General features: G+C 59.5%; 11 protein-coding genes and 6 tRNA genes. 1 reads left to right on the top strand and 16 read right to left on the bottom strand.

The window, feature by feature from the left end:
* Positions 1 to 27: 27 nt before the first annotated feature.
* Positions 28 to 1,515, bottom strand: a complete 1,488-nt coding sequence (locus tag O3298_RS00325) for a SulP family inorganic anion transporter (RefSeq protein ID WP_305058263.1) — start codon at positions 1,513 to 1,515, stop codon at positions 28 to 30.
* Here O3298_RS00325 and O3298_RS00330 point away from each other — a divergent pair.
* The gene (locus O3298_RS00330; protein WP_289917907.1) at positions 1,445 to 1,864 is read left to right on the top strand and encodes a hypothetical protein; all 420 of its coding nucleotides are present in this window, start codon (positions 1,445 to 1,447) and stop codon (positions 1,862 to 1,864) included. The genes O3298_RS00325 and O3298_RS00330 overlap by 71 nt on opposite strands.
* 25 nt (positions 1,865 to 1,889) lie before the next feature.
* Here O3298_RS00330 and O3298_RS00335 read toward each other — a convergent pair whose 3' ends face one another.
* The 15 genes from O3298_RS00335 to recO form a co-directional block, all read right to left on the bottom strand.
* Entirely contained in the window at positions 1,890 to 2,534 is a 645-nt protein-coding gene (locus O3298_RS00335) for an OmpA family protein (RefSeq protein ID WP_289916286.1), read from the bottom strand.
* Positions 2,535 to 2,543: 9 nt separating this feature from the next.
* A complete protein-coding gene (locus tag O3298_RS00340) occupies positions 2,544 to 4,343 on the bottom strand; it encodes a hypothetical protein (protein ID WP_305058264.1) in 1,800 nt (599 codons plus the stop codon).
* Positions 4,336 to 5,574 carry a hypothetical protein gene (locus O3298_RS00345; protein ID WP_305056346.1) on the bottom strand — a complete coding sequence of 413 codons (1,239 nt, stop codon included), beginning with the start codon at positions 5,572 to 5,574 and terminating at the stop codon, positions 4,336 to 4,338. The genes O3298_RS00340 and O3298_RS00345 overlap by 8 nt, the downstream gene beginning before the upstream one ends.
* A gap of 12 nt (positions 5,575 to 5,586) precedes the next feature.
* Complete coding sequence (locus O3298_RS00350) at positions 5,587 to 6,468, bottom strand: ATP-binding protein (RefSeq protein ID WP_289916292.1); 882 nt, start codon at positions 6,466 to 6,468, stop codon at positions 5,587 to 5,589.
* A gap of 408 nt (positions 6,469 to 6,876) precedes the next feature.
* Positions 6,877 to 6,950 (bottom strand) — tRNA-Cys (locus O3298_RS00355).
* A gap of 42 nt (positions 6,951 to 6,992) precedes the next feature.
* A tRNA-Gly gene (locus O3298_RS00360) sits at positions 6,993 to 7,068 on the bottom strand.
* An 84-nt stretch (positions 7,069 to 7,152) separates the two neighbouring features.
* Positions 7,153 to 7,228: transfer RNA gene (locus tag O3298_RS00365), tRNA-Gly, on the bottom strand.
* 56 nt (positions 7,229 to 7,284) lie between these two features.
* Positions 7,285 to 7,360: transfer RNA gene (locus O3298_RS00370), tRNA-Gly, on the bottom strand.
* 71 nt (positions 7,361 to 7,431) lie between these two features.
* A tRNA-Gly gene (locus O3298_RS00375) sits at positions 7,432 to 7,507 on the bottom strand.
* A gap of 92 nt (positions 7,508 to 7,599) precedes the next feature.
* A tRNA-Gly gene (locus tag O3298_RS00380) sits at positions 7,600 to 7,675 on the bottom strand.
* A 105-nt stretch (positions 7,676 to 7,780) separates the two neighbouring features.
* Entirely contained in the window at positions 7,781 to 8,365 is a 585-nt protein-coding gene (gene pgsA, locus O3298_RS00385; RefSeq protein ID WP_034749601.1) for a CDP-diacylglycerol--glycerol-3-phosphate 3-phosphatidyltransferase, read from the bottom strand.
* A 257-nt stretch (positions 8,366 to 8,622) separates the two neighbouring features.
* Positions 8,623 to 10,503 (bottom strand): excinuclease ABC subunit UvrC, encoded by a 1,881-nt coding sequence (gene uvrC / locus O3298_RS00390; RefSeq protein ID WP_077406680.1) that lies wholly within the window; start codon positions 10,501 to 10,503, stop codon positions 8,623 to 8,625.
* 24 nt (positions 10,504 to 10,527) lie between these two features.
* Positions 10,528 to 10,923, bottom strand: coding sequence for a holo-ACP synthase (gene acpS / locus O3298_RS00395; RefSeq protein ID WP_289910717.1), 396 nt, complete (start codon positions 10,921 to 10,923; stop codon positions 10,528 to 10,530).
* A 14-nt stretch (positions 10,924 to 10,937) separates the two neighbouring features.
* Positions 10,938 to 11,699: a pyridoxine 5'-phosphate synthase gene (gene pdxJ / locus O3298_RS00400; RefSeq protein ID WP_305058266.1), complete on the bottom strand. Its 762-nt coding sequence runs from the start codon at positions 11,697 to 11,699 to the stop codon at positions 10,938 to 10,940.
* A gap of 42 nt (positions 11,700 to 11,741) precedes the next feature.
* Positions 11,742 to 12,599, bottom strand: coding sequence for a DNA repair protein RecO (gene recO, locus O3298_RS00405; RefSeq protein WP_289910719.1), 858 nt, complete (start codon positions 12,597 to 12,599; stop codon positions 11,742 to 11,744).
* Positions 12,600 to 12,622 lie beyond the last annotated feature (23 nt).

Genomic DNA, 12,622 nt, shown 5'->3' on the forward strand with positions numbered 1-12,622 from the left:
TCCACAGACATTCAGCAATCCAATATTTTACGCCACGCCCACATCCACCCCGGCCCGCTGCAGCAAGGCCTCGTTGCGGGCGGACAGATGCGTCACCTGCAGATGCTTGCCTGCCCTGTCATAGCGCTCATACAGCGATTCGATGGCGGCGATGGCCGAGTGGTCGGCCATGTGCAGGTGCCGGCAGTCGAGGATGACACGGGCCGGGTCCGACGCTGCCTGGAACAGTTCCTGGAAATGCGTGGTGGAAGCAAAAAACAGGGTGCCATGCGGCAAGTAGACGCGCATGCCTTGCGTGCTGTCATCGATGTCGGCACGCATGTCGCGCGCATGTTGCCAGGCAAAATTCAAGGCGGCGATGACGATGCCGCACAGCACGGCCATCGCCAGGTCCGTGAATACCGTGATCACCGTCACGGCGACGATCACCAGCGCATCCTGCAACGGCACCTTGCCCAGCACGCGCAAGGAACCCCAGGCAAACGTCTGCTGCGCCACGACGAACATCACGCCCACGAGGGCCGCCAGCGGGATGCGCTCGATCAGCGGCGACAGGAACAGGATGAACAGCAAGATCATCACGCCGGCCGTCACGCCCGACAGGCGCGAGCGGCCGCCGGAACTCAGATTGATCATCGTCTGCCCGATCATGGCGCAGCCGCCCATGCCGCCAAACAGGCCCGAGACGACGTTCGATGCGCCGAGGGCGATGCATTCGCGGTTCGGCTGCCCCCGCGTTTCCGTTATCTCATCTGTCAGATTAAAAGTGAGCAAGGTTTCCAGCAAGCCCACCATGGCCATCAGCGCCGCATACGGGAAAATGATGTGCAAGGTGCTCATATCCAGCGGCACGGCAGGCCAATGCAGGGCCGGCAAGCCGCCGGCGATATGCGCGAGGTCGCCCAGGGTGCGCGTAGGCAAGCTCAAAACATGGCTGAGTACGCCCACGCCCAGGATGGCTACCAGCGCCGGCGGCACGGCTTTTGTCAGGCGCGGCAGCACGTAGACGATGGCCATGGTGAGCAGCACCAGGCCAACCATCACGAGCAAGGGCGTGCCTTGCAGCCAGGCTTCGCCCTGCGGCGTGGCCTGGCGGAAGTGTTCCAGTTGGGACATGGCGATGACGATGGCCAGGCCATTCACAAAACCCAGCATCACGGGATGGGGCACCATGCGAATCAGCTTGCCCAGGCGCAAGATGCCGAACAGCGCCATCAAGATACCGCCGAGCACCACGGTGGCCAGCAGGTATTGCACGCCGTGTTGCGCCACCAGCGCCACGATGACGACGGCCATGGAGCCGGCGGCGCCCGAAATCATGCCGGGACGTCCGCCAAAGATGGCCGTCATGGCGCAGATGATGAAGGCGCCATACAGGCCCATCAGGGGATTGAGCTGCGCCACCAGGGCAAAGGCGATGCATTCTGGCACCAGGGCAAATGACGTGGTCAAGCCCGCCAAAACGTTTTTTTGCAGGTTCGAGTACCACTCATCCCGAAAAGTTGTGTTGATCATTGATGCGTATCCAAAGTCGGAACAGGAAAATGCCGGCCGGATGGAGAATAATCAGGCGCAGCCATGCCAACGGGCGTCACAGAAACGCGGCGCTGAGGTCGAACGGAACAGGAAAGTCGTCAGTGACTACATCGGTATGGCGGAAAGGGGGAGGTTCATCAAGGCGCCAGGCGGCGCGGCTGAGCTTGCCGGCATTATACAAGAACGTCCAATAGCGGCGCAGCCAGGCATGGCCAGCATTTTCTGCCGGTTATCTGCTGTTTTTGTACGGCAGCCGGTGCCACGCAATTCAGCGCGTAATGATGTAATGATCGGCTACCCGTCAAGGCGCAGCAAGCGTGCGTCTTGACGGAAGCCTTGTCTCCACGACATGCTTAGTGGGCAGGCTCGCTTCCAAACCGCAGCTCCACGCGGCGATTGCGCTGATCACTCGGTGCCAGTCCTGGCAGTGGATGCGAATCGCCAAAACCGGCGACGACCACGCGCCTTGCCGCATCAACGCCACTCTGCCCAATGATCAGGCGGCGTGCCTCCCTGGCGCGTGCAGCCGACAAGGTAAAATTGTCGTCGTACACCGTGCAAAACTCACGAATATCGGTCACAGGCGCTTTGACCGGTTTGTTATCCGTATGCCCCTCGACATAAATCTGCCCGCCCTCCACTCGCATCAGATAGGCCGCAATACTGTCTTCGACCTGGGCGAAGACCGCACGGGCTTTGGGCTCGATACAGGCGCTACCACTCTTGAATACGCTCTCGCTTAGCGTCACTTTGCCGGCCGCCGCATCGATGGCAACAAAATTGGCAGCGCCCTCGCGCGCAAAAGCAATTTTCATCTGTTCGAGCACGACTGCCACCTGGCGTCGCTTTGCCTCGCTGCCCTCGTTCATCTCAGCATGATGACGTTGCTCTGCGGCTTGCTTCTGCACCACAGATACCACCAGCATCAGCATGACGACGGCAACCACGCCCGACATCAGATCGGCGATCACGATCCACTCACTCGCTTTATCCTTCATGACGCATCCTTATGCCGCTTTCGTTGCGGAATGGGAGGTGCCGTGCTCCAGTGGCGGCATCATGGCCACCAAATCCATTTCCGCATTGGGGAGGTGGAAGGTCGTGCTACCCAGTGCATCCGCCGCAGGCGATGCGACAAGCAGCTTGGCTACGGCATCGGCAACAGCATGAAACTCGACGCACATTTGTTCCATTGCCTGCGCTTGCTGCTGCTGGGAGGCAGCGGCGGTATCCTGAACCTTCACTTGTCGCTCAACAAGTGCCAGCAACTGGCGCAGTTCGTCACCAAGTGTTGCGTTCCGGTCCAAGCTGGCACTACTATCTTTCACTGCGACAACAAGTTCACCGACCTTGTCCACCAGATTTGCCGCCCGTTCATCACTGGCTTCAAAACGCTTGGCATATTGCATCATGCGGGTATTCGAGGTCGATATCGCATTCAAGCCCTTCTCAATGCTTTCTTGCATTGCAGAAACGAATTCAGTCATGGCATGGACTTTCCCGTTCAAGGCATCGCCCGATGCGGCAAATGTGGCCTGCGCCGACTCCTGACGTTTGCGCGTGTCCTCGCCCATGGTGTGCAAGGTATTGAGAGTCGTCGTCACGCCATTCGACAATTCGCCGATGACCCGTTCAATCTGCGTGGTAGCCGTTGACAGGTCCGCAGCCATTGTTGTCATATTCGTGGTAAAGGTTGCCCCCATGTCATCGATCGTTGCCTTCAACTCGGTTCTCAGGCTGGCCAGCACTGACGACATGGTATTGCGGAACTCTTCAATTACGCTGCCCAATTCGGTGCTGGCGTTGCCAGCCAATTGGGCGGCCACGGACATGCTCTTGGCGGCCACTGCCATTTCACTGATATTCTCAGAGACACTGCGCACGAAACCTTCCATGGCGGCGCGGCTTGCCTGCGTGTGCTCCGCCAGTTCACCGAGCCGCGTACTTTGCAGCAGCGCCTGTTCGCTCTGCACCTTGGCATGGCCTGCGATGACCTCGATAGGGCTCAGCAATGCCTGCTGGCCCTGCTGTGACGCATCGAGCCTTTCGACGATCCGTTCCAGCGTTTGCAGTTGCAGCGCACTGCCTGCCTGCGCGGCTTGCAGTCCGCGCTCATTGCTGAGAAGCAACTCTTGCAGCACAGCCAATGACTGCGCGTGCTGCTGTTCCGCCCTCTGCGCCGCAGTGCGCTGCTCGGCGGCCACGGTGCTGCCGGACTGGGCGATAGCGTCAATCATCTGCGTACGCTCTTTGTCGCGTTCCAGGCGCTGCAGTTCGGCGAGACGGCCGGTAATTTGCTTCAGTTCGCTTGCTGCCCAGGCGTGACGCACCTCTTCGTATGGCTTCAGCATGAACCATACTTTCAGGACGAGAAAAGCAAGAATGCCCCAGGTCGACGTTTTAAACTTGGATCCCAGAGAATTCATGATCGGAGTCAAGCTATTGAGTGCATCCTGGCCTGGCGCCAGCGCACCTGCAGCCTCTACCAAAGCGAGGCCAAGGCCGATGAATGTGCCCAACAAACCAAATACCAGCAGCAAGCCCGGCAACATATCCGCCCAGCGTTCCGCCGGCGTGGCAACTGCGGTGCTCAGCTCGTCGGCCGAGCCATAGGCAAGCGGCGCGCCATCCTCGGCATCGAGCCGCGTCAGGTTGCGCTGCCAGCGCCCCGCACGCGCACTGCGCGCCACGGCCATCGGCACGCACACCACCGCCAGCATGAAGACGGTCGCGAAAATGAGTTGCAATCCCGAATGGATCGTGTAATCCAGCGTCGGCAGGAGAAAGGTCAGCAATTGATTATCCATTGCATTCGACTTCCAGCTCTTCGCCACGCTTGATACTATCGGCGCGGAACACATTGGCAAAATCGGCAATCAGCGCCTGCTGCTCGGCGGACATGTCGGCCCAGCGCAAATCGCGATGCGCGCAATCGGTCAGCAGCAAGCCCACTTCTTCGCCCAGTTCCAACAGGAAATCCTGATCATCGGCCTGTATTTGCTCCGGTGTTTTTTCAAGCAGCTGCAAGAAACCTTCTGTCGCATAGACATAATATTCCCGTTCCACATTGCGTTTCATCAATGCCTTGTTCGCTGCAAGCTCCACCGGCAACACCGCTTCCAGGCTTTCAAGCTCGCCCTGGTCTTGCGCCGACAGCGGCGACAGCAGCGCTTCCAGCTTCAAGCGACTCAACTTGGCTTGGGCAACCGCCAACGTTTCCGCCGTGCGCTTCCACAGACGCTTGTCATCCGTCAACGCCAGTTGCCACATCTTGCTCATCTCTTCGAACACAAACGGCGTGAGCTTCTTTCCATAGCGGGAAAACACGATGGCATCAAGACGCGCGGCCTCGGCATCGCTCATTTCAGGCGCATCGGACAACAACATTGCGCCGATCTGCACAAGGAAAATGTCGTCGGCTGAAATCTCCTCCATCGTCGTGGCACGGGCCAGCACCTCTTCCACTGTGCGGATCAGCTTTTGTGTCGCACGCAAACGCAGATAATGTTCAAAACCAATGAAATCACCGTCATCGATCAGGTTGGCGATGCCCGTTTTCACCAGCGCCAGTTCATTGATCATGGCGGCAAGATCGAAGGCCTTGACATGCTCGGCGGAATATTCGTGCGCCTTGGCGGCACGGAATACGGCCTCATGCTCGCGCGCCAGCGCTTCGTCCATCGCCGAAAGCCGTTCATCGAGGCGCTTCGCGAGTTCGACCACCCAGCGCATCGCCTTTTCCAGCTGATGCAGGATGGGACTATTTTCCAGGGCCAACAAGGCGCTGATCGCCTTATCGATCGCCAGGATCGCCTTGCCAAGCCAGGGATGTATTGCTTCCGCAGCTGCCGCAATGGATTTCAGGTAAGGACTCAGCTTCTGCAGATACGGCTTGACCTTTGCATATGTCTCTTTTACCGCCCCGATGAATGCCTCCCCCTTTTCCGCGATCACCCTGATCGCATCGCGCACCACCTTGACCACCTTGGTGGCAACATTACGAACAGTCGAAACAACATCATCGAACCACCCCATCATTCACTCCCTTTTTTAATTCACGCCCAACAGGCGGCGTGCTGTCATCGTATCGTTATGCGTTTTACTGTTGCCTGGCGCCACAGCAACTTCGTTGATTGCCCGAGTCAACTCGGCAATCGCTTCATCCAGATGGACACGCTGTAGCGCAGGTGCCTCATCCGCCGCTTCCGCCGCCAGCAGCGCCTTCGGCAATGCCAGGCGCATGCAGGTACGAATATCGCGGCCGGAAAAACCTTCGCTCAGTTCGGCGCAATGCGTCAGCAATTGCGCGCGATCGGCGCCAAGCGGAATGCCATCGACCATCAAACGATCCCACAAGCGGCGGCGTGCCGCAAAATCGGGATTATCAAAACGAATGTGATAGCCAATCCGGCTGCGGAAAGCCGTGTCGTAGTTGCGCTCGAAATTGCTGGCAAAAATGACGATGCCATCGAAGCGCTCCAGCTCGATCAGCAAGGTGGAACGCATGGCATTAACTTCGTTATCCACGCCCTGGGTGACAGAGGACAGCCGCTTTCCCAGCAACGTATCGGCTTCGTCGAAAAACAGGACTGCCGGGTCTTCGCGCGCGCTTTCAAAGGCCTTCTGGATATTTTTGGCCGTGTCGCCCAGGAACTTGCTCTCCAGTTCCGCGATACCGAGAGGCAAAAAACGCAGACCCAGCTCTCCGGCCACCGCTTCGGCCGAGAGCGTTTTACCAGTGCCAGGAGGACCGTAAAAATTAATTACCGTACACAAGCCCATCGGGTCGACGGACGCAAAATTCCAGTCGACATAGATCGTCCGGCGAAAACGCAATTTCGCCAGACACTCTTTTAACTGCAATGCGGTAGCCTCAGACAAGATCACGTCGTTACCAAGCTTGTAACGCGGACTATAAGTTGGGAATGACAAAGTTTTTCCTTAAGTTGTGATTCACCGCATGATCCACTGCATTGCGACAAATCACGTCGTTTGCCCGACGAAATTACAATAAATATTTATTAACTATTATATCAATAAGATTTTCATTATGGAAATATTTATTGCATAACACCATGAAAATCAAACTGAACTAGCGCTGAAAATGACCCCGGCGCAAACAGGCGGGCGAAGCAGTGAGAATCCCGGGCAAGGATGTGCGGCAGAAAATGCGCAGCAGAGTAATGCGAAACGGTGGCGGCATCAGGAAATGCCGATCGAGAGGAATCAGAGAAGCCGAAGTGTGGGAAGCGGAAGCGGACTAGTGCAACGCCCGCAGTGCACAGAAATACCGTGCAGACAAAAAAATAGCCCACTCGAAAGTGGGCTATTTTTTTCATCTGGAGGCGAGGACGGGAATCGAACCCGTCTAAACGGCTTTGCAGGCCGCTGCATAACCTCTTTGCTACCTCGCCAGAGGAACTGCTTGGATGCGCCTTGCGGCCCACCTTGAAAACTGGAGCGGGAGAAGAGTCTCGAACTCTCGACCTCAACCTTGGCAAGGTTGCGCTCTACCAACTGAGCTACTCCCGCATTGGAGCTTGGTTACTGCCTAATCGCGCCTACTGCTGCAAGCGGATAAAAAAAGGAAGCCAGCTTAGCTTCCCTTTAGAATTCTGGAGCGGGAGAAGAGTCTCGAACTCTCGACCTCAACCTTGGCAAGGTTGCGCTCTACCAACTGAGCTACTCCCGCATTGGAGCTTCTATTTTCTGCTACTGCCATTCTTGCTGTACTGCTTCAGCTTTCGCTGGAGCGGGAGAAGAGTCTCGAACTCTCGACCTCAACCTTGGCAAGGTTGCGCTCTACCAACTGAGCTACTCCCGCATACGAACCGCTATTTTACTGCCTTTTGCTACCGTTTACCAGCGCTGCTTTACTGCTGATCCAGTATTCACTGGAGCGGGAGAAGAGTCTCGAACTCTCGACCTCAACCTTGGCAAGGTTGCGCTCTACCAACTGAGCTACTCCCGCAGTGGACAACATTGTATCAGAAGCTCTACTACATCGCCAGTACTACTTTTTACTACATTCGCTGTTTTTACCTATGACACGATCCAGAAAACTGGAGCGGGAGAAGAGTCTCGAACTCTCGACCTCAACCTTGGCAAGGTTGCGCTCTACCAACTGAGCTACTCCCGCGTCATCAACAACAGGCCAGCATTATAGAGGGATTACAGGGGCTGTCAACGGGCAATATCTGGTCTTTTGCAAAATATTCCGCACAAAGCAGCCGCCTGCCTGTTCTTAGTGCAGATTTCCAGCCTTTTCCTTGATGAGAGGCCACGCCAGGCGCAAATAGTAAAACATCGACCATACCGTCAGCACGCAGGCGATCCACAGCAGCTTCTCGCCCCATACATGGGTATCGATCGCGCCAAAGATCACTTCGTGGTACAGCAGCAAGGGAATGGCCGTCATTTGCGCGGCCGTCTTGATCTTGCCGATCGAGCTGACGGCCACCGACTTCGAGGCGCCGATCTGCGCCATCCATTCGCGCAGCGCAGAAATGGTGATTTCGCGGCCGATGATGATGAAGGCCAGCACGGCATTGACCCGGTCCAGCTGCACCAGCACCAGCAAGGCCCCCGCCACCATCAGCTTGTCGGCCACCGGATCGAGGAAGGCGCCGAAGGCCGACGTCTGGTTCCAGCGTCGCGCGAGGAAGCCGTCGAACCAGTCGGTGACGGCGGCAACAATGAAGACCAGGGTGGCAACCAGGTTCTGATCGCCATGCAGCAGCATCGACGGCGGCAAATAAAACACGCCGACGACGAGCGGTATCAGGGCCACGCGCAGCCAGGTCAAAAGGATGGGAATATTAAAAGGCATAAGAGAGCAATCGGCCGACGGGTAAATTGAACATGAGGAAAGCGTGAAGAAAGCGCCACTAGTCTACATGGCCACAGGGTATTAGCCTAGTCCGGTTGCCGCGGCACCGGATCAGGCCGTCATAGAACCCTCACAAAACCGTAGCGAGCGGCAGCGAATTGCGACCGAGAAGCGCAACTGTGCTTGACACGGGGGCGCCGAGCCAGTGAGCATCGCAGGCCGCAAGTCGCGACGCGCAGTAGGTTTGGTGGGGCGTTCTAATGCAGCTGCTTGTAGATTTCTTCTGCCAGCTGCGTGGAAATCCCCTCCACCGACATCAGGTCCTCGACGCTGGCGTCGACCACGCCGCGCAAGCCGCCAAAGCGCGACAGCAGCTTCTGGCGGCGCTTGGCGCCGATGCCCTCGATTTCTTCCAGGCGCGAGGTCTGGCGCGTCTTGGCCCGCTTGGCGCGCATGCCCGTGATGGCGAAGCGGTGCGCCTCGTCGCGGATTTGCGCGATCAGCATCAGGGCCGCCGATTCCTTGCCCAGCTCCTGGGCCGCGCGGCCATCGACGAACAGCAGGGTTTCCAGGCCCACCTTGCGCCCTTCCCCCTTGGCCACGCCGACAATCAAGCTGATATCGAGTCCCAGCTCGGCGAACACCTGGCGCGCCATTTCGATCTGGCCCTTGCCGCCGTCGATCAAGACCACGTCGGGCATGACGCCATCGCCATTCGCCACTTTCTCGTAGCGGCGCATGAGGACCTGGCGCATGGCCGCGTAATCGTCGCCGGGGGTGATGTCGTTGATGTTGTAGCGCCGATATTCGCCGTTCTGCATGGCGTGGTGGTGGAATACGACGCACGACGCCTGCGTCGCCTCGCCCTGCGTGTGACTGATGTCGAAGCACTCCACGCGCAGGCTGTCGAGGTCTTCCGTTTCCAGGCGCAGCGCCTCGGCTAGCGCGCGCGTGCGCGATTGCTGCGAGCCCTGCTCCGACAACAATCGGGCCAGCGAAATCTCGGCGCCCTTTTGCGCCATCTCCAGCCATTGGCGGCGTTGACCCTGCGGCTGGAAGATCAGGTTGATACGGTGGCCGCACTGCTCCATCAGCGCCACCATCAGGGCTGGCTGGTCGAATTCGATATTCAGGATCAGAGTGCCGGGAATGAATTTTTCCGTGTAGTGCTGCGCCAGGAAGGCGGCCAGCACTTCCACCTCGATCGGTTCCTCGGCAATCGCCGCCGCATCGCTAAGCTGGCTGGGGAAGTAGGCCCGGTCGCCCAGATGGCGCCCGCCGCGCACCATGGCCAGGTTGACGCAGGCGCGTCCGCCCTGCACCAGCACGGCGAGGATGTCGACATCGGCGTCGCCCGTCGTTTCCATGCTTTGCTGGTGCAGCACGCGCGACAGCGAGGCGATCTGGTTGCGCACCACCACGGCTTGCTCGAACTTCAGTTCGGCGGCAAACGCATGCATCTTCTTTTCCAGGTCGGCCATCACCTCGCTCTGGCGCCCGCGCAGGAAGCGCGCCGCGTTTTCCACGTCGTTCTTATAGTCTTCCTTGCTGATCAGGTCCACGCACGGCGCGCTGCAGCGGCCGATCTGGTGCAGCAGGCAGGGCCGCGTGCGGTTGGCGTACACGCTATCCTCGCAGGTGCGGATGAGAAAAACCTTTTGCAGGATCTGCATCGATTCCTTGACGGCCCAGGAACTGGGGAACGGCCCGAAATACTGGTTTTTCTTGTCCACCGCGCCCCGGTAATACACCATGCGCGGCGCATCGCCATTGGTGATCTTCAGGTATGGATACGACTTGTCGTCGCGGAACAGGATGTTGTAGCGCGGTTGCAGCGCCTTGATCAGGTTGTTTTCCAGGATCAATGCTTCCGCCTCGCTGTGCGTGACGGTCGTTTCCAGGCGCGCGATGCGCTCGACCATCATGGCGATGCGGGGACTGGCCAGGTTCTTCTGGAAATAGCTGGACACGCGCTTTTTCAGGTCGCGCGCCTTGCCGACGTACAGCACCTTGTCTGCGGCGTCGAAATAGCGGTACACGCCGGGCAAATTCGGCAGCTTGGCGACGGTGGCCAGCACCTGCGCGCGCGGGTCGGGCGGCGTTTCCGCCAAGGAAGATTCTGGGCTTGCTTCGGTCATTGCTGGCTCATTGCGCACTTATAGTTACACTGCCTGTTCCACGATCACGAACGCGACCGCATACTCTTCCTCATCGCTGATGGTCACTTGCGCGCTCAGGCGATGCTGCTCCATGAACTCGGCCAGCACGCCGCTACAGACGATCATCGGCTTGCCGCTGGGATGGTTCAGCATCTGCGCGGCGGGCCAGGTCATCGGCATGCGCAAGCCCAGGCCGATGGCCTTGGAAAACGCCTCCTTGGCCGCGAAGCGCGTGGCGAGGAAACGCACGCCGCGCACGGCATTCTTGGCGCTGCGGGCACGGAACTTTTCCAGCTCCTGCGGCCCCAGTATCTTTTTCGCGAAACGCTCGCCGTGGCGCGCCAGGGCCGCCTCGATGCGGGGAATCTTGCAGATATCGGTACCGATGCCGTAAATCATGCTGAGCTCCCTTTTCAGGCCCTGTGGCCCAGGCGCGTGGCCACCATGATAGCCTTCATTTCACGCACGGCATTTTCCCAGCCGACAAACACGGCGTGCGCGACGATGGCGTGGCCGATGTTCAGCTCGGCGATATCGGGAATGGCGGCGATCGCTTGCACATTGGTGTAATGCAAGCCGTGGCCCGCGTTGACCTTCAAGCTGCGGCCCACGCCGAACAGCACGCCCGCCTTGATGCGTTCCAGCTCGGCCAGCTGCTCGGCGCCTTGCGTATCGGCATAGCGGCCCGTGTGCAGCTCAATCACGGGCGCACCCAGCTCGGCGGCGGCGGCGATCTGTTGCTCATCGGCATCGATGAACAGGCTTACGCGGATGCCCTCGCCTTGCAGCTGCTGCACGGCCGCCTGCACTTCTTTGAAGTAGCGCACCACGTCCAGGCCACCCTCGGTCGTCACTTCCGTACGCTTTTCCGGCACCAGGCACACGTCCGCCGGCTTGATGCGGCAGGCGAAGTCGATCATCTCGGCCGTCACGGCCGCTTCCAGGTTCATGCGCGTGAGCAATTGCGGGGCGATGGCGATCACGTCCGCATCCTTGATGTGGCGGCGGTCTTCGCGCAGATGCAGGGTGATGGCGTCGGCGCCCGCCTGTTCGGCCAGCAGGGCCGCGCGGATCGGGTCCGGGTAGGCGGTGCCGCGCGCATTGCGCAAGGTGGCCACGTGGTCGATATTGACGCCCAGGTCGATGACGGGGCCGGAAGGCTGCAAAAAGCTCATAGTGATGGTATCCGTAAAGTGCTGTCCTGCTGCAAACCGCAGCTACAGCTGCATTAAATCGATCAGTATCTGGCGCGTATTCAAGGTGGCGCCGCCCAGTTGATGGGCCAGCAAAAAGCGCATCAGCAGCTTGCTTTGCGCCTGCGTGGCCGCGTCAAGATAATCTTCGCGCTCCATGTCGAGCAGGGTCTTGCCCGTGATCCTGGGCCAGGCATCGCTGGCGCGCGCCGGCCGCGGCCCCCGTTCCGGGTCGACCACGTACACCTGCCCCGCATCGACGGCCTGGCGCGTGCCGGTGCAGCGCGTCAGGTCGGCCGCCACGCCCGTCTCCTTGAGCAGGGCGCGCTCGAACTTGCGCAGCACGATGGGCGGCGGCTCATTGTGCGCCAGTTGATTCAAGGTGGCAACGTAGTGGTCGAACAGGACGGGATGCGGATCGTCGCGCGCGAGCAATTTGACCAGCAATTCGTTCAAATAGAAGCCGCACAGCAAGGCGGTCTTTTCCAGCGGCAACATACCGCCCACCCATTCGGCGCCCGTCAAGATGCGCAGCTCGGACTTGCCCGTCCAGCCCGCCTGCAGGGGCTGGAACGTCTGCAGCACGCCGCGCAACTGCGAATGGGGCCGCTTGGCGCCCTTGGCGACAAGCGCGATGCGGCCGTATTCGCGTGTAAACACGTCGACGATGAGGCTGGTTTCTTTATGCGGATAGCTGTGCAGCACGAAGGCTGGCTGGCCCGTGATGCGTCCGTCGCGCGCGGGCGGACGGCTGCGCCGCGGCGCGGCAGGAGTGACAGGAGCTGCGGCCGGCGGCGCGATGGCCGCCGGCGCGGGGACAGGTGCGGATGCAGCAGATGAAGCTGGCGCAAGATCGTGCAGCGCTGGCGTGGTGGTGCTCATGCGTGTGGCGTCGCCCCCGGGTT

Source organism: Janthinobacterium sp. SUN137, assembly GCF_030587265.1.
Taxonomy (GTDB): Bacteria; Pseudomonadota; Gammaproteobacteria; order Burkholderiales; family Burkholderiaceae_D; genus Janthinobacterium; species Janthinobacterium kumbetense.